The 20603-nt window shown below is 73.3% G+C and carries 16 protein-coding genes and 2 pseudogenes; 11 read left to right on the top strand and 7 right to left on the bottom strand.

Annotated features, from left to right (window positions below; all coding sequences use genetic code 11):
- Nucleotides 1–238 precede the first annotated feature (238 nt).
- A complete protein-coding gene (locus tag IE321_RS07940) occupies nt 239–895 on the bottom strand; it encodes a primase-like DNA-binding domain-containing protein (RefSeq protein WP_190222282.1) in 657 nt (218 codons plus the stop codon).
- A 78-nt stretch (nt 896–973) separates the two neighbouring features.
- Between IE321_RS07940 and IE321_RS07935 the strand changes: the two genes are divergently transcribed.
- From IE321_RS07935 to IE321_RS42775, 4 genes and pseudogenes are all read left to right on the top strand, one after another.
- Complete coding sequence (locus IE321_RS07935) at nt 974–1714, top strand: GntR family transcriptional regulator (RefSeq protein ID WP_190222281.1); 741 nt, start codon at nt 974–976, stop codon at nt 1712–1714.
- 71 nt (nt 1715–1785) lie between these two features.
- A pseudogene (locus IE321_RS43155) lies at nt 1786–2130 on the top strand (GIY-YIG nuclease family protein); the annotation flags it as partial.
- Nucleotides 2131–2277: 147 nt separating this feature from the next.
- Nucleotides 2278–2496, top strand: a complete 219-nt coding sequence (locus IE321_RS41865) for a hypothetical protein (RefSeq protein WP_226652817.1) — start codon at nt 2278–2280, stop codon at nt 2494–2496.
- An 87-nt stretch (nt 2497–2583) separates the two neighbouring features.
- Entirely contained in the window at nt 2584–3135 is a 552-nt protein-coding gene (locus tag IE321_RS42775) for a GIY-YIG nuclease family protein (RefSeq protein ID WP_226652791.1), read from the top strand.
- 100 nt (nt 3136–3235) lie between these two features.
- Here IE321_RS42775 and IE321_RS07920 read toward each other — a convergent pair.
- Nucleotides 3236–3460, bottom strand: a pseudogene (locus IE321_RS07920) (Rv2578c family radical SAM protein); the annotation flags it as partial.
- A gap of 169 nt (nt 3461–3629) precedes the next feature.
- Here IE321_RS07920 and IE321_RS07915 point away from each other — a divergent pair.
- Complete coding sequence (locus IE321_RS07915; RefSeq protein ID WP_043224048.1) at nt 3630–4073, top strand: SRPBCC family protein; 444 nt, start codon at nt 3630–3632, stop codon at nt 4071–4073.
- Between the two features lie 270 nt (nt 4074–4343).
- Nucleotides 4344–6812 carry an MFS transporter gene (locus tag IE321_RS07910; RefSeq protein ID WP_226652790.1) on the top strand — a complete coding sequence of 823 codons (2469 nt, stop codon included), beginning with the start codon at nt 4344–4346 and terminating at the stop codon, nt 6810–6812.
- 13 nt (nt 6813–6825) lie between these two features.
- Here IE321_RS07910 and IE321_RS07905 read toward each other — a convergent pair whose 3' ends face one another.
- The gene (locus tag IE321_RS07905; protein ID WP_190222278.1) at nt 6826–8001 is read right to left on the bottom strand and encodes a hypothetical protein; all 1176 of its coding nucleotides are present in this window, start codon (nt 7999–8001) and stop codon (nt 6826–6828) included.
- Between the two features lie 174 nt (nt 8002–8175).
- Here IE321_RS07905 and IE321_RS07900 point away from each other — a divergent pair, with 174 nt between their 5' ends.
- The 5 genes from IE321_RS07900 to IE321_RS07880 all read left to right on the top strand — a co-directional run bounded on the left by IE321_RS07900 (nt 8176) and on the right by IE321_RS07880 (nt 15134).
- Nucleotides 8176–9891, top strand: a complete 1716-nt coding sequence (locus tag IE321_RS07900) for a hypothetical protein (RefSeq protein WP_190222277.1) — start codon at nt 8176–8178, stop codon at nt 9889–9891.
- A 99-nt stretch (nt 9892–9990) separates the two neighbouring features.
- Complete coding sequence (locus IE321_RS07895; protein ID WP_043224052.1) at nt 9991–10824, top strand: M55 family metallopeptidase; 834 nt, start codon at nt 9991–9993, stop codon at nt 10822–10824.
- Nucleotides 10817–12172, top strand: coding sequence for a M20/M25/M40 family metallo-hydrolase (locus IE321_RS07890; protein ID WP_190222276.1), 1356 nt, complete (start codon nt 10817–10819; stop codon nt 12170–12172). The genes IE321_RS07895 and IE321_RS07890 overlap by 8 nt, the downstream gene beginning before the upstream one ends.
- Nucleotides 12173–12201: 29 nt before the next feature.
- A complete protein-coding gene (locus IE321_RS07885; RefSeq protein ID WP_043224054.1) occupies nt 12202–14199 on the top strand; it encodes a S9 family peptidase in 1998 nt (665 codons plus the stop codon).
- Entirely contained in the window at nt 14196–15134 is a 939-nt protein-coding gene (locus tag IE321_RS07880; RefSeq protein WP_190222275.1) for a S66 peptidase family protein, read from the top strand. Before IE321_RS07885 ends, IE321_RS07880 begins: the two co-directional genes overlap by 4 nt.
- An 85-nt stretch (nt 15135–15219) precedes the next feature.
- Here IE321_RS07880 and IE321_RS07875 read toward each other — a convergent pair whose 3' ends face one another.
- Genes IE321_RS07875 through IE321_RS07860 form a run of 4 tightly spaced genes read right to left on the bottom strand, consistent with a single transcriptional unit; the run spans nt 15220 to nt 20501 of the window.
- Nucleotides 15220–16566: a cytosine permease gene (locus tag IE321_RS07875; protein ID WP_190222274.1), complete on the bottom strand. Its 1347-nt coding sequence runs from the start codon at nt 16564–16566 to the stop codon at nt 15220–15222.
- Between the two features lie 34 nt (nt 16567–16600).
- Nucleotides 16601–18043, bottom strand: a complete 1443-nt coding sequence (locus IE321_RS07870) for a YlbE family protein (RefSeq protein WP_190222273.1) — start codon at nt 18041–18043, stop codon at nt 16601–16603.
- A complete protein-coding gene (gene fdrA / locus IE321_RS07865; protein ID WP_226652789.1) occupies nt 18040–19590 on the bottom strand; it encodes an acyl-CoA synthetase FdrA in 1551 nt (516 codons plus the stop codon). Before fdrA ends, IE321_RS07870 begins: the two co-directional genes overlap by 4 nt.
- Nucleotides 19587–20501 (bottom strand): oxamate carbamoyltransferase subunit AllH family protein, encoded by a 915-nt coding sequence (locus IE321_RS07860; RefSeq protein WP_190222272.1) that lies wholly within the window; start codon nt 20499–20501, stop codon nt 19587–19589. Before IE321_RS07860 ends, fdrA begins: the two co-directional genes overlap by 4 nt.
- Nucleotides 20502–20603: the final 102 nt, after the last annotated feature.

Below are 20603 nucleotides of genomic sequence, written 5' to 3'. Positions count from 1 at the left end.
CCCTCCCCCTCTCGCTCACGTACGGAGTTTTGGAAAGTTGCCCGTCTCACCCGTCTCACTAGGCGTGGAACCGCATATGACCTGCGGTTTCGCTGAGACGGGCAAGTCGAAACCTGCCCGTCTCATGCCCGCCTCGGAGGGGGTCTCAGGGCGTTTCGCCCTCGTCTAACGTGACCGTTGCTCGCCCTGAACGCACGAAAGCCCCCTCGCCGACCCGGCGAGGGGGCTTGGGGTACTGCTAGCGGCCGGTCCAGTCAGCCGTGCTGGAGTCCTTCGGCCCCGCAGGCAGTAGGCGGACACCGCCGTACATCTTCACCTGACGGCCGTTGATACGAGGCTTCACCTCGCGGACACCCTTACCTGCGGCGAAGAGAGCTTTGCCGAAGGTGGCCATCGTGCCCGCGTGGTCCCGGCCGTTCTCCTGGCACCATGCCTGCCATGCGTTGAACACCTCGGTCTTATCGCTCTTCGCGGTCGGGTCGAGGATGCAGCAGTCGTCCAGGAACGCGTTCACGGGCTGCGCCGATTCGCGGTAGAGGTTCCACGCGTCCTGGGCGGATGCCGGCACCGTGAACCGCAGCCCGTTGGCCATGAGTCGGTCGTATCCCTCCAAGGCCCACCGGAGCACCCCCGGGAGTTCGTCGGCGAGGATGCGGGGTTCGATCGTGCGGTCCTCCGCACCTTGGAAGCTTTGCGTTGTGGTCGCCACGAGCATGCGAGTCGCCAGAGCCCCGCTTTCGTCCGCGAAGGTCGGGATGTCGTTGGACAGGATCGCGAGCCGGACCGGCAGGCGCCCGTTCCACGGATCCTTGTGCTTCACGTCGACCTGAACAGTGTCCTCGCCCGTGATCATGAGGAGCTTTTCGAGGATCTGATCCTTGTCGCGAGCGGGCACGCGGGCGTTGGGTATGGTCGAAGGGAAGGTGCTCCACTTCGAAGAGCGCTACCGCTACCGATCAAGAGAGGTGCGCACATGGCGGCCAAGAGAGTCGGCTACGAGGACATTGCGGCCGAGTACCGAAAGAAGATCGAGTCCGGCGAGCTGAGCCCGGGGGACATGCTCCCGTCGGTCAAGGCCCTCGCCAGGGAGTTCGGCGGCGTGGCCGACACGACCGTGATCAGGGCTCTCCGCATGCTGAAGCTGGAGGGACTCACCCTCCCGAAGCCGGGTGTTGGCACCGTGGTCGCCGGCCCCGTGAGCGAGAGCATCGCTACCCGAGTCGCGAGGCACGCGGCCACGGGCAGCGCGATGGCCCGTAACGAGTCCTCGCGCATCCTGCGTATCGACACCGTGGGTGCCAGTGAGTCCGTCGCGAGCCGCATGGGAGTCGAGCCGGGAACGCCCGTGCTCATGCGCCACCGCGTCGTGTCCCGGCACGGTGTACCGGTGCACCTGTCCACGTCCTACTACCCGGCGTACGTCTCCGCCGTGACTCCGGAGCTGAGCGACCCCGTGTCCACGGGCGGGTCGCGCGAGCTTGCCGCCGAGCGGCTCGGCTCGGAGCAGAAGGAGGTGATCCAGGAGGTTTCGGCTCGCCCCGCCACGCAGGAAGAAAAGACTGCGTTGGGGCTGAGCGGTGATCCGGTCTACGTGCTCCAGACCATGCGCACTGTCACCCTCGTGGACGATCGCGTCGTGGAGGTTGCAGTCCGCGTCGCGTCCTCGTCGACGGTCATTCGGTGGGTCACCCCTCTGCACCCCGACGGGGAGTGAGCCCCTGGTGTCTGACGGTCTTGAGTGGACACAGCAGAGAGCCCCGGACCGCATCACGCGGTACCGGGGCTATGGCAGTGAAAGGCCCCGTCGCGTGTGCGACGCGAACGGGGCTGGCGCCAGAACCTGATGAGAGGACTGACGTGATCAATCCTGCCACCATTTCCGGGGACGTCGTCTATGTGCTCCGGCTTGCCGGTATGGACCCGGTGAAGATTGGTACGTCTCGGAACCTGGCCGGGCGAGTCAAGGCCCTTCAGACCGGAGTGCCGGCCCGCATTGAGGTCCTTTGGGTCACCCCTGGCGGACAGCCGCTGGAATCGCAGCTCCATGCGGCGTTCACCGCTTACCGGAAGCATGGCGAGTGGTTCGACCTGACGCAGCTCGGGGACCCCGTGGACGCTGTCCGAAGGGTCGTGGAGGCAATCCATGCCGGAGAGCCCGTGTCCGTCCCCGCGAGGGTCCGGCGCCCCCTCGTTCCGGCGCAGCCCGTTGCCCCGGTCAGCGAATGCTTCGGAGCGCGCAACCGGTGTGAGTGCCCCCAATGCGACCCGCCGGGCACGGTGTACCGGCGGGAGGATGTCGAGGAGCCGTCCGGCCGCTGGATTGACGACCTCTTCAAGCGGTGGGCGGACGCGGTCACCGAGGGCGAGGCTCCTGAGCGGCCCTCAAGGGAGGACCGGCACTCCGGGCCCGAGTGGGTCGGCCAGTACACCTGGACCGGCACCCGCTTCGTTCCCTCCCGGACGCGGTCCCTGGACGGGGACCGGGGCAACGACTGACCGCCCGTCCGCGAGCGCGCCAACGCAGAAAGCCCCGGACCGCGACACGCGGTACCGGGGCTGAGGCAGTGGGAGGCCCCGTCACGCATGCGACGCGAACGGGGCCGGTGTCAGAACCTGGTGAGAGGAAATGACGTGATCAACCCCACTACCCAGTTCGGCAACGGGGCTTGCGGAACCACTCCGTGCTCCTGGGAGTGCACCAGCATCATCAGCGCGCGAGAGTGCGTGGCCCTGGCGACGGTGGCGCAGTCCCCGCCCGAGCCTTCGCAGGCCCCCGTTCGTGTCCCCATCGCCACCCTCCCTCGCCCGGTCCCGCCGGCCCGGCCCGTGCGGACGTACCTCGTCGGCATCGAAGGGTCCCCGCTTACAAAGATCGGCATGACCACCAGCACGCTGGGTGACCGGATTGCGCAGCTCCAGACCGGTCAGCCTTTCAAGCTCCTGCCGCTCCTGGATCTGGAGGGCGACTACGAGCGCGCGTTGCACCGGCGGTTCGCCGATCAGCGGGTCAGGGGGGAATGGTTCGATCTGAGCCCGCTCGGCGATCCGGCCGACGTGGTGCGGAGCGCGGTTGACGAGATGACCCGGCCGATTGAGCGCTCCGGCATTCCCCGACCGGCGGGCGCGGCCGAGTAGTCCGCGGACACAGCAAAGAGCCCCCACCCGGTGATCCGGGCGGGGGCTCTGTCGTGTTCGCGCAGGTCAGCGGCTAGACATTTGCGGGGCCTAGCGGGAAGTACAGGCAGGCGTGCGCGCAGCCGCGGTACGGGTTGACCGTCCACTCGAAGGGCATCCGGGAGGCGCCGGGGACCCGGTTGAGGATCGACCGGGCGCGGACCTCGTGGAAGGTGATGCCGCGGAACTCGGGTGTGTCGAAGGTGCGGGTGGTGACCGCGTCCATGCCGAACAGGGCGGTGTCGGCGGGGGTGGACGGGTCTTCGCCCAGGTGGTCCCAGCGCATGGACGCCTCCTCGATCGGCTTCGTTCGTACGTTCGACTCCTGTGGAGTTCAGAATAGAACAACTGTTCTCTTGATCGTCGCAACCCGGATTTCGCGCCCCGCGAGGCTCGTGGTTCGCTTGGTCCGCAGCCCCGAGAACCCCGAAGAACCACGAGCTGGAGGAAATGCGATGGCGCAGGTCGAGGCCACGACGGAACGGATCATCGCGGCGGACGCGGAGACCGTGTTCGACACGCTGGCCGACTACAGCGGCGCGCGCGCGAAGCTGCTGCCCGAGCACTTCAGCGAGTACGAGGTGCGCGAGGGCGGCGACGGCGAGGGCACCCTCGTCCACTGGAAGCTCCAGGCCACCAGCAAGCGCGTCCGCGACTGTCTGCTGGAGGTCACCGAGCCCACCGACGGGCAGCTCGTCGAGAAGGACCGCAACTCCTCCATGGTCACCACCTGGACCGTGACCCCGGCCGGCGAGGGCAGGTCCCGCGCCGTCGTCACCTCCGTCTGGAACGGCGCCGGCGGCATCGGCGGCTTCTTCGAGCGGACCTTCGCCCCCAAGGGCCTCGCCCGGATCTACGACGCCGTGCTCGAACGGCTCGCGGCCGAGACCGAGAAGTAACGCCCGGGGCGTTCACCGATTCGAGTGGATTCCCCGTCGCCCCCGTACCGGCGCCCGAAGTGCCCGGGGGGCGCGGGGAGTTCCGTAAACGCGCTGATGAGCGCCGCAAGTACCCTCTAGCGCGCCGCCGTTCACCCCCGCCCGCCGGCCGCCGGGCCACCTCCCGCCCACCCCGCCCGACTTGCTCCCGCTTCGCGCCCGATGCGAAGAATGACCCGTCCCCGAGGCCGCTTCCGCGCCGGGGCGACGCCATGACGAGGGGAGCCGTACGTGGGTGCGAGCACGCTGGTGAAAGAGGCCGGGGGAGCCGCCGCGCTCCCCGGGGAGGGCCCGCCCGCGGGACCTCCGCCGCCCTCGGCCGAGACCCCGCTCGACCCCCGCCGGGTCCGGCTCGTCTTCCTCGGCCTGATGCTCGCGCTGCTCCTCGCCGCGCTGGAGCAGATGATCGTCGCCACCGCCCTGCCGAAGATCGTCGGCGAACTCCAGGGCCTGGACCGGATGTCCTGGGCGATCACCGCCTACCTGCTGACGTCCACCATCGGCCTGCCCGTCTACGGCAAGCTCGGCGACCTCCTCGGCCGCAAGAGCGTCTTCCTCTTCGCCATCGTCGTCTTCGTCATCGGCTCCGGACTCGCCGGCTGGTCACGGACGATGGACCAGCTCATCGCCTTCCGCGCCCTCCAGGGCGTCGGCGCGGGCGGCCTCATGATCGGCGTCCAGGCGATCATCGCCGACATCGTCCCGCCCCGCGAACGCGGCCGCTACATGGGCCTGATCGGCGCCGCCTTCGGCCTCGCCTCCGTCGCCGGACCGCTCCTCGGCGGCTTCTTCACCGACCACGTCTCCTGGCGCTGGTGCTTCTACTTCAACGTCCCCTTCGGCCTCGTCACCCTCGCCGTCGTCGCCGCCGTCCTCAAGCTGCCCAAACCGAAGGTCCGCGCCCGCTTCGACGTCCTGGGCACCCTGCTCCTCGCCGCCGCCTCCACCTGCCTGGTCCTGCTGACCAGTTGGGGCGGGACCGAGTACGACTGGGACGACCGGGTCATCATCGGCCTCGGCTGCGGCGCCGCCGGAACGGCCCTGCTCTTCCTGGTCGTCGAGCACCACGCGCCCGAACCCCTCATCCCGCTGCGGCTGTTCCGCGACTCCGTCTTCACCGTCACCGCGCTCGTCGGCGCCGTCGTCGGCATCGCCCTCTTCGGCGCCGCCAGCTACCTGCCGAGCTTCCTCCAGATGGTCGAGGGCGCCACCGCCACCGAGTCCGGGCTCCTGATGCTCCCGCTCATGGGCGGCATCGTCATCGCCTCCGTCGTCTCCGGCCAGCTCATCAGCCGCACCGGCCGCTACAAGGTCTACCCGGTGATCGGCGCGGCCCTCGCCGTGCTCGGCATGGCCCTGCTCTCCCGGATGGACATCGGCACGCCCCGCCTCACCCACAGCCTCTGGCAGGCCGTCCTGGGCACCGGCATCGGCCTGATCATGCCGGTCCTCATCCTCGCCGTGCAGAACTCGGTCCGGCCGGCCGACCTCGGCACCGCCACCAGCGCCCACAACTACTTCCGCCAGATCGGCGGCAGCGTCGGCGCCGCGATCTTCGGCACCGTCTTCGCCGCCCGCCTCGACGACGCCCTCGCCGACCGGCTCCCCGCGCTCACCGCCGCGGGCGCCCAGGGAGCGGCCCCGCCACCCGCCGAGGCGATCACCCCGCAGACGGTGCACGCCCTGCCGCCCGCCCTGCGCGACCTCTACGTCCAGGCGTACGCGGACGCCATGCCGCGCATCTTCCTCTACCTCGTGCCGGTGCTCGTGCTCGGCCTCGTCCTCGCCTTCTTCCTCAAGGAGCAACCGCTGGTGTCCCACCACACCCCCGCCCCCGAGGCCACCGACATCCCGTACGACCCCGCCCACGACACCGGCAACCAGGCCGTGCCGCACGCCCGCCACGCGGCCCCCGCCCCCGCGCCGGCCGCCGCGCACCACGCCGGTCTGCCCGTCTGCGGCACCGTCCAGCACCACGACGGCAGCCGCGTGCCGCGCGCCGCCCTCACCCTCATCGACGTCGGCGGGCGCCAGATCGGCCGCGGCGCCAGCGGCGAGGACGGCCGGTACGCGCTCAGCGTGCCCGGCAGCGGCGCGTACGTGCTCATCGCCGCCGCCGGCGGTCACCAGCCGCAGGCCGTCTCCGTCACCGTCGGCGACCGGCCCGTCGAGCTCGACGTCGTCCTCGGCGGCGCGGGCCGCCTCGCGGGCAGCGTCCTCACCGCCGACGGCAGCCCCGTCCGGGACGCCGCCGTCACCCTCACCGACGTGCGCGGCGAGGTCGTCGCCTCCACCCGCAGCGGACGCGAGGGCGGGTACGTGATCAGCGAGCTGGTCGCGGGCGAGTACACCCTCGCCGCCAGCGCCCCCGCCTTCCGGCCCGCCGCCGTCCCGGTCAGCGTCCAGTCCTCCCGCGAGACCCGCCAGGACATCGAGCTGGCGGGCGGCGCGGTGCTGCGGGGCACGGTCAGGGCCGGCGGGGGCCGCCCGGTGGAGGACGCCCGCGTCACCCTGCTCGACGCGGCGGGCAACGTCGTCGACACCCTCACCACGGGCCCCGACGGCACCTTCCGCTTCGTCGACCTCTCCTCCGGCGAGTACACGGTCATCGCCGCCGGGTACCCGCCCGTCGCCACCGTCCTCCAGGTGGCCGGCGGCGGCCGCACCGAACGCGACCTCCAGCTCGGCCACAAGGACTGACGGCCGCCTCCGGTCAGGAGGCGGTCGGCGCCGCCCTGCGCAGGGCGGTGATGCAGCTGCCGATCGCCTCCTGGAGGGCTTCGAGGCGCTGGAGCATGTCCTCCTCGTAGATCTCCTCCTCCATCACCTCGTCGAGGGTCAGCTCCTCGAAGACCTTCGTGGCCTTCTGGAGGGAGCTGTAGAAGCGGGTCCTGCGCTCCTGGACCCGCAGCGCCGGGTCCTCCTCGACGGCCTTGGCGACCAGGCCCTTCACCGACTCGTACGCCTCACCGGCCCACTCGCCGGCCTCCTCCGAGTCGTCCAGCTCGTCGATCAGCGACAGGTGTCGCTCGGCCTCCGCGCGCACCTCGGCCGGGGCCTCGACGGTCTGCCCGGCGGGCGTCTTGATCTGGCCGTTCTCCACGATCTGGCGGACGTAGCCGATCCGGTCGGCGACCTTCGCCTCGCTCGCCACCGCCTTCTTCAGGTCGTCGGTCCGGGCGAAGGCCCGCGCCATCTCGGTCTGGAGGGCCGGGTCCTCCTTCATCCGGTCGAGCAGCGCCCCGCGCGCCGCCTCGGCCGTCCCCGGGTCGGCGAGGATCGCGGCCCGCAGCGCCGTCGGGTTCTCCGCCACCTCCAGCGCCTTCGTCGGCCGGATGCCCTCCGCCTCCGCCGCCGCGCTGATCGCCTGGCCGCGCACCGAGGACGCGCTGTTGCGGGAGGTGTAGTACGACAGCCAGACGTCCGCGTCCGGCAGCTCGATGTCGGCGCCCGGCTCCAGGACCTCGAACTGCGGCACCAGGCCGTCGTCGGCCGCCATGTCCCACGCCTTGTAGTGGCGCATCACGCGCTCCGCCGAGCAGCCCGCGAGCGCCGCGAACGCCCGCGCCGACACCTTCCGCGCCGCCGCGCCCTCGGCCGCCTGCCCGCCGGGCCGCACGCTCCGGGCCACCTTCAGCGCGAAGGCCCAGCCGCCGGTCCGGGCGTAGACCCCGAAGTCCCGGGCGTCCCGGACGACGACCGGGTCGTGGTCGGCGGGATCGGCCTCCTCGGCCTCCCCGCTCCCGTCGGCCTCGCCGGCGTCGTCGACGGGCGTGGGCGCGGGGGTCTTACCGGGCTCCGCGGCCTCGGGGACCCAGAAGCCCTCCTCCGGTTCGGGGGCGGGGACGGTGTCGGGGGTGGTGTCGGACGGATCGAGGGCGATGGTCACCGAGAACACTCCGGTCGGTCGGGCGGGACAACTGCGGCCGACAGCCTATACATACCCCTTGGCGATGTTTGGCCCGATTGGGGAGTCGGATCGACCGGGAAAACGATGGCGTCCGGGGGAGACCGGCGGGCATCATGCCTCCATGATCCACGGAATCGAGCACCACCCCGCCCGGTGAGCGCGCCGACCGCGCCCTCCCTCCTCGCGTACGCACGGAGCCTCGGCGCTACCGCCCCCGGCACCCTGCCACCCCGGGGCGGCCACCCCCTGCCCGACACGGCCCGGGCCTCGGACGGCTCGGGCCCCCGCGTGCCGTACGGACAGGCCCGCGAGACCGTCACCCGGCTCCTGCGGTCCCGGCTGACCGCACCCGACACGGCCCGCGCAGCCGCCGAGACCGAACGCGCGCTCATCGCCACCGGCGTCCGCGAGCACGTCGTCTTCCCCGTCGCCGCCGCGCTCGAACCCGGCGATCCGGCCGCCGCCCGCGCCCTGGCCCGGCGCCTGGTGCGCGGCGGGACGACCGTCCACGGCGTGGTCGCGGGGCTCGGCCTCCTCGAACGGCTGGGCGAGCCCGAGGACGTCCCATACGTGCGGGCGCTCGGAACGCTGCACGGACTGGCACGGTACGCCGTCGGAGTCCTCGACCCGCTGGACCGGGTGGCCGCCGCCCTGATGTGGCTGACCCACCGCCCCGTGGCCGATGTCGCGCGCCGGCTGGTCGAGGACGTCACCGCGGGGGACCACACCGCCGTACGGGAACGACTGCTCGGGCTGGCGGCGGACCACCGGCGCATGGGACCCGACGCCGCCCGGCGCACGACCGAGGCCACCGCCCTCGTCGACCTCCTCGCCCGGTCCCCCGAGGACACCGCGCTCCTGGCCCAGGCCGTGCGCCTCCTCGTGCGGACGACCACGCGGGAGGACCACGAGATCGAGATCGCCCGGTACGCCGACGCCCTCGCCCTCTACGGGACGGTGGCCGAGCGGGCCCACCTGCTCCCGCGGGAACCCGGGCACCAGGCCCGGCTCCTCACCCTCGCCCAGGAACTCCACAGCGGCGCCTCCCGCCTTCTCGACTGGCCGTCCGGCCTGCGCGAGACCGTCCTCGGCCGGCTCCTCGACGCCGTGGGCGAACCCGCCGACCCGGACGGAGGACACCGCGCCGACTGGATCCGGCGCACCGCCCGGCACCTGCGCGCCGCGCTGCCCGACCCCGCCGCCGATACGCCCCGGCTGCGGATAGAGGTCGCCGTACCCGACCCCGGGGACCGGGGCGCGGTCGAGACCAGGCTCCTCGTCGACGGGCGCCCGATCCTGCCCGAGATCTTCGCGCAGGGTCCCGGCGACGCCCCCGAGCAGCTCGTCGACACCGGCTCCCTGCGGGCCGGTCCCGAGCCCCGCGAGGTGCGGCTCGCCGAGGCGCACTGCACCGAGGGCTGTTGCGGTGCGCTGTACACGACCGTCAGCCGCGAGGGCCCCCATGTGGTGTGGAGCGGCTGGCGGCGCTCCGGACGGCCGCTCGGCCTTCCCGCGTACCGCTTCGACGCCGACGCCTACGACGCCGAGGTCGCCCGCGCGGAGCGGGACCACGACTGGACCTGGCCCGCCCGCCGCACCGGCCGCCTGATCACCGCCGGACTCCGCGACCGGCCCGATCTCCTCACCCGCTGGGGACTCCGGCCGGGCTGGATCAGCACGTACCTCCATGACCCCGACACCACCGTCGTCACCTTCGCCGGACCGCCCCCTGAGGGGGCCGGCACCGCCGCGCCGCGCTCGTACACGTGGCGGCTGCCTGACGACGGGGTCCCGCCCCGGGAGCGGGCCGCGCGGGCGTTGCGCCGCATGGCCGAGGAAGACCCCCGGAGCTTCGCACAACGGCCCTGACGTGCCCGTACCTCCGTCCCGGCGGTGTCATTGGTCCACTCCAACGACGGTTATCCACAGGGGTGGTACGGCCGCCGGGCGGAGCGTACGGTGCCATTCATGAAGATCCTCATCAGCGCCGACATGGAGGGCGCCACCGGCGTCACCTGGCCCGCCGACGTGCTGCCCGGCACGCCCCAGTGGGAGCGCTGCCGCCCGATGTTCACCTCGGACGTGAACGCGGCGGCGCTCGGCTTCCTCGACGGCGGCGCCGACGAGGTGCTGGTGAACGAAGCGCACTGGACGATGCGGAACCTGCTCCTGGAGCGGCTCGACGACCGGGTCCAGATGCTCACGGGCCGGCACAAGTCGCTGTCGATGGTGGAGGGCGTCCAGCACGGGGACGTCGACGGCATCGCCTTCGTCGGCTACCACACCGGCGCCGGCGCCGAGGGCGTCCTCGCCCACACCTACCTCGCCAACTCGATCACCGGCGTCTGGCTGAACGGCCTCCGGGCGAGCGAGGGGGTGCTCAACGCGCACGTGGTCGCCGAGTACGGCGTCCCGGTCATCCTCGTCACCGGCGACGACCTGACCTGCGAGGACGCCCTCGACTACGCCCCCGAGGCGCTCAAGGTCGCCGTCAAGGACCACGTCTCGCGGTACGCGGCCGTGTGCCGGACCCCGGCCCGCACCGCCGCCGACATCCGGGCCGCCGCCCGCGAGGCCGTCGCCCTCGCCGTGCGTCACGAGCCGGTGCACGCGGGGCCCCACACCGTGCAGGTCGAGTTCGACGCCGAGCACCTGGGCGCCGCCGCCACGGTGGTTCCCGGCGTGGCGCGCAGCGGCGAGCGGCGCGTCGCCTACACCAGCGCGACGATGTACGAGGCGATCCGTACGTTCAAAGCGGTCACGACGATCGTGTCGGCCGCAGTGGAGGAGCAGTATGGCTAGCAGCACGTCCCCCGCGGACCCGTCCCCCGCGGGGCCGGACGCGAAGGCGCTCGACGAGGTCGTCGCCTTCACCTCCGACCTGATCCGCACCGACACGAGCAACCGCGGCGGCGGCGACTGCCGCGAGCGCCCCGCCGCCGAGTACGTCGCCGAACGGCTCGCCGACGCGGGGATCGAACCGACCCTGCTGGAGCGCACCCCCGGCCGGACCAACGTGGTCGCCCGCATCCCCGGCACCGACCCCACCGCCCCGGCGCTCCTCGTCCACGGCCACCTCGACGTCGTCCCCGCCGACCCGGCCGAGTGGACCGTCCACCCCTTCTCCGGCGAGGTCCGCGACGGGGTCGTCTGGGGCCGCGGCGCCGTCGACATGAAGAACATGGACGCGATGGTCCTCGCCGTCGTCCGCTCCTGGGCCCGCCAGGGCGTCCGGCCGAGCCGCGACATCGTCCTCGCCTACACCGCCGACGAGGAGGACAGCGCCGCCGACGGCTCCGGCTTCCTCGCCGAGCGGCACGCGGGCCTCTTCGAGGGCTGCACCGAGGGCATCAGCGAGTCCGGCGCGTTCAGCTTCCACCCCCACCCCGGCATGACGCTGTACCCGATCGGGGCGGGCGAGCGGGGCACCGCCTGGCTCAAGCTCACCGCCCGCGGCCGTGCCGGCCACGGCTCCAAGGTCAACGAGGCCAACGCGGTCACCCGACTCGCCGCCGCCGTCGCCCGCGTCGGCGCCCACGCCTGGCCCGTCCGGCTCACCGCCACCGTCCGCGCCGCCCTCACCGAACTGGCCGCGCTGCACGGCATCGACGTCGACACCCACGCCCCCGACCTCGACGTGCCGCTCCTGCTCGACAAGCTCGGGCCGGCCGCCGCCCTGGTCGAGGCCACCGTCCGCAACAGCGCCAACCCGACGATGCTCCAGGCCGGGTACAAGTGCAACGTCATCCCCGGCCAGGCCGTCGCCTACGTCGACGGACGGATGCTGCCCGGCACCGAGGACGAGTTCGCCGCCACCATGGACCTGCTCACCGGACCGGACGTCGACTGGGAGTTCCACCACCGCGAGGTGCCGCTCGAAGCGCCCGTCGACGTCCCGACCTTCGCCAAGCTGCGCGCCGCCGTCGAGCGCTTCGACCCCGGCGCGCACGCCCTGCCGTTCACCATGTCCGGCGGCACCGACGCCAAGCAGTTCTCCCGGCTCGGCATCACCGGCTACGGCTTCTCGCCGGTGAAGCTGCCCCCGGGCATGGACTACGGGGCGATGTTCCACGGCGTCGACGAACGCGTCCCGGTCGACGCCCTGCACTTCGGCGTGCGGGTGCTCGACCACTATCTGAAGACCGCGTAGGACCGAAACCGGAACCCGGGGGAGCGACGATGCAGAACGAGGCAGCGCACGGCAGCTGGCCGTCACCCGTCGGAGCCGCGCTCGCGGCGGCCAACGACGGGCGGCCCGCCTGTCTGGGCACCGTCGGCGACGAGGTGTGGTGGACCGCGCCGCGCCCCGCCGAGGGCGGCCGCCGGACCCTGGTCCGGCGCCGCGCCGACGGCACGGAGGAGACCGTGCTGCCCCCGCCGTGGAACGTCCGGAACCGGGTCATCGAATACGGTGGCCACCCCTGGGCCGCCGTCGAACGGCCCGCCGGTGGCCCCCTGCTGGTCTTCTGCCACTTCCCCGACCAGCGGCTCTACGTCCACGAGCCCGACGCCGCGCCCGGCACGGCGCCCCGGCCGCTCACCCCCGTCTCCGGGGTGGGCGGCGGGCTGCGCTGGGCCGACCCGGTGCTCCTGCCCGACCGGGGCGAGGTCTGGTGCGTCCTGGAGGAGTTCACCGGGCCCGCCCCCACCGACGTCCGCCGGGTCCTCGCCGCCGTCCCGCTCGACGGCTCCGCCGCCGAGGACCGGGCCGCCGTGCGCGAACTCTCCGACGGGCGCCACCGCTTCGTCACCGGGCCCCGGATCTCGCCGGACGGACGGCGGGCCGTCTGGCTCGGCTGGGACCATCCCCGGATGCCCTGGGACGGCACCGAGGCCGTGCTCGCCGACATCGCCGCCGACGGCACCCTCAAGGACGCCCGGACGGTCGCCGGCGGCCCCGGGGAGTCGGTGCCGCAGGCCGACTGGGACGCGGCCGGCCGCCTCCTCCTCGCGAGCGACCGCACCGGCTGGTGGAACCTCTACCGGGCCGAGCTCACCGCCGACGGCGCCCTCGGCCCGGTCCGGGCGCTCTGCCCCCGCGAGGAGGAGTTCGCCGGCCCCCTCTGGCAGACCGGACTCACCTGGTTCAAGGCCCTGGAGACCGGACCGATCGCCGTCCTGCACGGCCGCGGCGACGCCGTCCTCGGCATCCTCGACCCCGACACCGGCACCCTCGTCGACGCCCCCGGCCCCTGGACCGCCTGGGGTTCCACCCTCGCCGTCCACGGCACGCGGGTCCTCGGCGTCGCCGCCGGACCCCGCCGTCACCACGAGATCGTCGAACTCGACACCCGCACCGGACGCACCCGTGTCGTCGGCTCCCCGCACACCGACCGCGTCGACCCCGCCCACTACCCCGAGCCCGTCACCCGCACCTTCACCGGACCCGGCGGCCGGGAGATCCACGCCCACGTCCACCCGCCCCGCAACCCCGGCTTCACCGGACCCGCGGGCGCGCTCCCGCCCTACGTCATCCGCGCCCACGGCGGCCCCACCGGCCACTCCGCGCTCGTCCTCGACCTGGAGATCGCCTACTTCACCTCGCGCGGCATCGGCGTCGCCGAGGTCAACTACGGAGGGTCCACCGGCTACGGCCGCGCCTACCGCGAGCGGCTCCGCGGCCAGTGGGGCGTCGTCGACGTCGAGGACTGCGCCGCCGTCGCCACCGCCCTCGCCGCCGAGGGCACCGCCGACCCCGCCCGCCTCGCGATCCGCGGCGGCAGCGCCGGCGGCTGGACCAGCGCGGCCTCCCTCGTCCGCACCGACGTCTACGCCTGCGGCACGATCATCTACCCCGTCCTCGACCTCACCGGCTTCGTCGACGAGACCCACGACTTCGAGTCCCGCTACCTCGACGGACTCGTCGGCCCGCTCGACGAGGTCCCCGAGCTGTACGCCGAGCGCTCGCCGATCACGCACGTCGAGCGGATCACCGCGCCCTTCCTGCTCCTCCAGGGCCTCGACGACGTCATCTGCCCGCCCGCCCAGGCCGAACGGCTGCTCACCCGGGTCGCCGGCCGGGGCGTCCCCCACGCCTACCTCGCCTTCCCCGGCGAAGGCCACGGCTTCCGGCACGCCGACACCATGATCCGCGCCCTGGAGGCCGAACTCGCCCTCTACGCGCGGGTCTTCGGCTTCGACCGGCCCGACGTGCCGGAGCTGGAGCTGCGCGGGTGACCGCCCCCGTACCGGCACTCGCCCGGCCCGCCCGGCTGCGGCCCGGCGACCGGGTCGCCGTCGTCGCCCCCAGCGGCCCGGTGCCCGGGCCCGCGCTCGCCGCCGGACTCGACGTGCTCCGCGGCTGGGGACTGGACCCCGTCGTCGCCCCGCACGTCCTCGACACCCACCCGGACATCGGCCACCTCGCCGGCACCGACCGGGACCGCGCCCGGGACCTCACCGAGGCGTGGTGCGACCCGACCGTCGCCGGGGTGCTCTGCGCGCGCGGCGGCTACGGCGCCCAGCGCATGGTCGACCTCCTCGACTGGACCGCGATCCGCGCCGCCGGACCCAAGGTCTTCGTCGGCTACAGCGACGTCACCGCCCTCCACGAGGCCCTCGCCGTCCGTGCCGGCTTCGCCGCCCTCCACGGCCCGATGCCCGCCGTCTCCGTTTTCGCCGACGACCCCGCCACCCGGGAGTCGCTGCGGGCCACCCTCTTCGAGCCCGAGACCGTCCGCGTCCTCGGGCTCGGCACGGCCCGGCCGCTGGTGCCCGGCCGCGCCGCCGGGGTCACCCTCGGCGGCTGCGTCAGCCTCCTCGCCGCCGACCTCGCCACCCCGCACGCCCGGCCCTCCGCCCGCGGCGGGCTGCTCCTCCTGGAGGACGTGGGGGAGGAGCCGTACCGCCTCGACCGGATCCTCACCCAGCTGCTCCGCTCCGGCTGGCTCGACGGCGTCGCCGGCGTCGCCCTCGGCTCCTGGGCGGAGTGCGGGCCCTACGAGGAGGTGCGGGCGGTCCTCGCCGACCGGCTCGGCGGACTCGGCGTGCCGGTCGTGGAGGAGCTGGGCTTCGGTCACGGCCCCACCGCCCTGACCGTGCCGCTCGGCCTGCCCGCGGTGCTCGACGCCGACGCCGGCACGCTCACCGTCGACGTACCCGCCCTGCTCTGAACCGCCCCGCGACCGCGCGGGAACGCCGGAGCGCCCCCACCCCCGGAAGGGGCGGAGGCGCTCCGGTCGAAACGGGGCGGCCGCGTCAGGCGGCGGCCTCCGGCAGGACCCGCTCCAGGACGGCGTACGCGACGATCGCCACGATCAGACCCGTGACCGCGTCCGAGAGCTGCGGCGCGAACCAGTGCGCGACGCCCGCGCCCGCCGCGCCGACCGCCCAGGCGAGGAACGCCGTGGGCCGCACCCGCGCGGTGGGCCGCCGGTCCATGGCGCCCCGGCCGCCCCGGGCGAAGAACTGGTCGGCGATCAGCACGCCGCCCAGCGGAGGCACGAAGACGCTCAGGACGACCAGCCAGTCCAGGAAGTGGTTCCAGACCCCGGCGAGCGCCGCCAGCGTGCCGATCACGCCCAGGACCACCGTCATCAGCCGCATCGTCCGACCGGTCAGGTGCGACCAGCCCAGGGCGCCGTTGTACAGGCAGTGGCTGCACACGGAACCGAGGTTGACGAAGACGAAGACGGCCGCGAGGACGTTCAGCAGCGGCGCGCCCTCGCCGGTGAGGATCGGCAGGAAGTCGCCGCCGGCCGTGGCGGGCGTGGCGACCGCGCCGGCCGCGACCACCAGGCCGCCGGTGATCTGCGCGATGACGCTGGCCACCGGGAAGGCGCTGACGGTGGCCAGCACCGCCTGCCGGCCGTTCTTCGACCAGCGGGTGAAGTCGGCCGTCATCGTGCCCGAGTCGGCGAAGGTCGCCATGATCATGGAGACGGCGGCGCCGAAGGTGAGCGTGGCGTTCCCGCCGACGCCCTGGTACGAGAACACGGCGCCCAGGTCGTGGTCCCGGGCCGCGATGACCAGGGCGGCGACGCCCGCGACGACGAAGAGCGGGGCGGCGACCGCGCCGAGCCAGGACAGCGCCCTGATGCCCAGATAGGTCAGGGCGATGAAGCCGAGCCCGGCGAGGACCGCCACCAGCTGTTCGTGCCAGCCGAACGCCTGGTGCAGGGTGGCGCCGGTGGCCCCGGTGTTGAACGCGAACCAGCCGACCACGATGGTCGCCAGGAACGCCGAGGCGACGATGTAGCCGGTGCGCCCGAAGGTGCGCGTCGCCTGGAGCGAGAAGCTCTCGCCGCTGGTGCCCGCACGGTGGCTGAGGACGCCGACGTACAGGAACATGACGAGGTTGGCGACGGCGATGGCGGCCAGCCCGCGCCAGAAGCCCAGGAGGGCGACGACCACGCCGCCGGGGACGGCGTTGGTCAGGATCATGGGGAATCCGAACCAGACCGCCGAGACGGTCAGGAGCGACTTGCGGCTGTCCGCCGGTACCGGGCCGTGCTCGTACTCGGGGTCGAGTTCGCGGCCCGCCGGGGAGCCCTGCTCGCCGGGGGCCTCCGCCGGGTGTGCCGCGGAGGAGCGCTGAGTGTTCATCGTGTCTACGGGTTTCCGGGAGGGCCCTCGCGGATCAGGCGAGGGCGTCGGCGAGGGCGGCGGCTGCCTTGGTGAACGCCTCGGCGGGCGGGTGGGTGATGCCGGCGCCGATCATCCCGATGCCCGCTTCCTTGTGGGCGATCGCCGTGTTGATGACCGGCAGGATGCCGGTGTCGACGACCTTGCGGACGTCGATGCCGGTCGGGATGCCCTGGAAGTCGAGGGCGGGGATGGTCACGTTGGAGTTCTGGGCGGTGGTGATCTCGCCCATGTCCCGGGTGTAGCCCATGGCCTCGGCCACGGTGCCGCCGACCAGGGCGACGATGGCGGGCGCCGCCGACATGGCGAAGCCGCCGAAGCCGTAGGTCTCGGTGATGGCGCTGTCGCCGATGTCGAGGCCGGAGTCCTCGGGCCTGTAGCCGGCGAACATCGGGCCGATGACCTGCTGGGCCGGGCCGGTGAACCACCGGCCGGGCAGACCGGCGACGCGGATGCCGAACTCGACGCCGTTGCGGGCCATGGTGGTGACGATCGTGGAGTTCTCCACGCCGTCGGCGGCGTCGAGCGCGGCCTTGGCCATCGCCATCCAGGTCGGGCCGGAGAAGTAGTCGGAGGACGCGACGAAGTCGAAGACCTCCTTCTTCTGCTCGATCGTGAAGGACGACCGGAGCAGGCCGGGGGCGAGGGCCTGGAAGAGCAGCAGGGTGCCGGCGCCGTTGCGGTTGTGGCACTCGTCGCCCATGTGGAGGGCCTGGGAGAGCAGCAGGCGCAGGTCGATGGGGCCGGTGAACTCGACGGCCTCCTTGAGCATCGGGCCGAAGACGTCCCGCATCCAGACCAGGCGGTCGATGACGCTCCGGTCGTTGGCGCCCATCCGCAGGATCTTCGCCATCTGCTCGGACAGGTTGGTGAAGGCGGTGTTGCCGTGCGTCTCGTTGCGGACGATGTGCACGTACATGGAGGCGGAGGTGACGCCGGCCATCGAGCCGACGGAGTCCGCCTCGTGGCAGGGCTTGAAGGTGATCCGGCCGGAGGCGGCGACCTCGGCGGCCTCGTCCAGGTCCTTCGCCAGGCCCTCGAAGACGAGCGCGCCGGTGACGGCGCCCTTCATCGGGCCGTTCATGTCCGCCCAGGCGATGGGCGGGCCCGCGTGCAGGATGGTGGTCGGGGTCATGCCGGGGACGACGTCCAGGGCGCGGCCGAAGCCGACCAGCAGGGGGCGGGCGGCCAGGATCCGCTCGACGGCCTCGGCGTTGGCGGCGTCGATCCGCGCGGCGATGTCGGCGCGCTCCAGGGCGTCGAGGGCGCGGGCGGCGTCGGCGTTGCCGCCGCCGGGCGGGGTCCAGTCGAGGGTGGAGACCCGGGCGTCCTGGGCGCGCAGGTCCGCGTCGAACATCGCGAGTCCGACGTTGACGACGCTCAGCTCGCCGCCGAACAGGGCGGCGGCGGGAGTCGGTTCGGTGTGCTCGGTGGTCATGCCTGTGCCTTCTTCGCGATCGCGCGGGCGAACTGGCCCGTCTCGGTGGAGCTGAGGGTGACGGTGACGCCGGCGGCGCGCAGGGCGTCGGACTGGGCGGCGACCGACGGGGTGTCCAGGTCGGTGCCGAGGACGTACGCGACGATCTCCAGGTGGCGGCCGGCGTCGCGCGCGAGGCGCAGCGCCTCCTCGATCGCGGGGAGGGTGGTGCCGACGGGGTCCTCGTGGGAGCCGAAGCCGAGGACGAAGTCCAGGACGAGCGCGGCGACCTCGGGGTCCTTGGCCTCCTCGACGATCCGCTCGATGCGCAGCGCCGGGTCGATCATCGGGTGGGGGCGGCCGTTGGTGAAGTCGTCGTCGCCGAAGTCGAGGAAGGTGTGGCCGCGGGAGGCGGAGCCGGCCGGGAGGCGGAAGGCCGGGTCCTTCTGGATGTTGGACCAGACGTCGAGCCCGGCGTCGCGGACGGCGTACATGGTCTCGTCGCAGAGGGTGCCGCCGCAGAACAGGCCGCGGACGTACTTCTGGCCGTCGGCGAGACGGGCGGCGACCTGGGCCGCGGCGGCCTCGGCGTCGAACTCCCCGGCGGCTGCGGGCGCGAGGCCGGCGAGGCCGACGGCGGTGCGCGCGGCCTGGAGGCTGCCGGACGCGAAGTGGCCGCCGGCGGCGGTGACCGCCTCCTCGGAGCCGTCGATGAACCAGACGACGACGGGCTTGCCGGCGGCGGCGACCTCGGCGAGGACCTTCTTCTCCACGGACGGGGCCGGCGGCTTGGAGACCAGGACGATGACGTCGGTGGCGGGGTCGGCGGCCAGCGCGCGGATGCCGTCGACCATCATGATGCCGCCGACCCGCTCGGAGAGGTCGCGGCCGCCGGTGCCGATGAGCTGGGAGATGCCGCCGCCGAGCGCGTGGACGCGGACGGAGACCTCCTGCGAGCCGGTGCCGGAGGCGGCGACGACGCCGATGGAGCCGGGGCGGACCTTGTTGCCGAAGCAGAGCGCGACGTTGTTGACGATCGCGGTGCCGCAGTCCGGGCCCATCATGAACAGGCCCTTGGAGTGGGCGAGGTTCTTGAGCGCGATCTCGTCCTCGACGGTGACGTTGTCGCTGAACATCATCACGTGCAGGCCGCTTTCGAGGGCCTTGCGTGCCTCGCGGGCGGCGTAGGCGCCGTTGACGGCGATCACGGCGAGGTTGGCGCCCTCGATGCCGGCGGCGGCCGAGGCGATGGTCCGGTAGGTGACCTCGCCGCCGGCGGCGGAGGCGGGGGCCTTGCGGGTGAGGAGGTCCTCGACCCCGGAGAGCAGCGCCCCGGTGTCGGCGCCGTCCTCGGCGACCAGCACGATCATGAGGTCGCCGCTCTCGGCGGCCCGCAGTTCCTCCGTGAGCAGCCCCAGGTTCTCCAGGACCCCCTTGTTCATCTCGGTGCCCATGGCGGTGAACGCCTGCTCCACCCCGTCCAGGGCGTTGGCCTTGGTCGAGACGGACATCAGGGACACGGAGTCGTAGTACGTGTTCTTCCGTACGACGGCTGTGGTGGTACTCACAGCGAACCTCGCAGTTCTTCTTCCAGATGGAGCCCGGCCACCAGGCCGGACAATGTGTCGCCGCCCGAGCTGTGGCCGATGGCCAGCACCTTGCGGACGGAAGCGTGGAGGGCCGCACCGGGGTCCCCGGTCGCCAGCAGGGCGACCAGGGCGAGGAGTTCGGAGCGGACCCGGCCCTCGGCGGCCTCGTGGAGGGTGGCGAGGGAGAGCGCGGTGGTCCGCCGGCCGTGGGCGGCGAGGACCTCGCGCAGCGGCGGCCGGAGCGCGGCGAGCCGGCTGCCGGGCAGGGCCGCGACGAGGGCGAGACCGGTGAGGAAGTCGTCGCCGGCCGGGGTGAGGCCGGGGCCGAGGCCGAGCAGGGCGAGGACGCCGAGCCGGACCGGTGCGGCGCCCCCGTCCCGTACGGCGTCGAGGAGCGTGGTCCGGCCCGCGTGCAGGGCGTCGACGACGGCCCGCTCCATGGGGCCCGCGCCGGGCGCGGCGCCGAGCATGCCGCCGAGCGGGCCGTGCGCGCGGCAGATCCGGTCCAGCGCGTCGGCCGCGGCGGCGACGACGCCCGGCGGGGGCGCGGCGAGGGAGGGGGCGGCCGGACGCCAGGCGCGGGCGCCGACGGTGGCCAGACGGAGGCGCCGGCCGTCGACGGAGACGTTCCCGGTCGCGAACGTCACACCCAGGCCGGCGCTCAGGTGGTATGCCGACCAGTCGCTGACGTCGGCGGTCAGGGTGCGCGGCGCGTCGCCGGAACCGCGGGCGGCGAGGGCGATCAGGGTGCCGTCGGGGGTCAGCAGGTTCACCACGCGGGCGAAGACCGAATGGACGGATCCCTTGCCGCGCAAGGGTTCCAGCAGGTCGAGCAGACGGGCGTCGCCGGAGAGGACCGGGACGGTCACGGTGTCGCCGTGGTCCTCCATCCCGTCCTCCTCGTCCTGGGGCCGGTGTCCCGGCGGCCTGCGGCGGTGGCGCCCTTTCGTGCCACCCGTATTGGTATACCATTCCGAGTCCCATAAGCGAAC

The organism is Streptomyces hydrogenans (assembly GCF_014656075.1).
Lineage (GTDB): Bacteria > Actinomycetota > Actinomycetes > Streptomycetales > Streptomycetaceae > Streptomyces > Streptomyces hydrogenans.
Note: the sequence above shows the minus strand (reverse complement) of the source record. Positions and strands in the feature narration are given on the sequence as shown.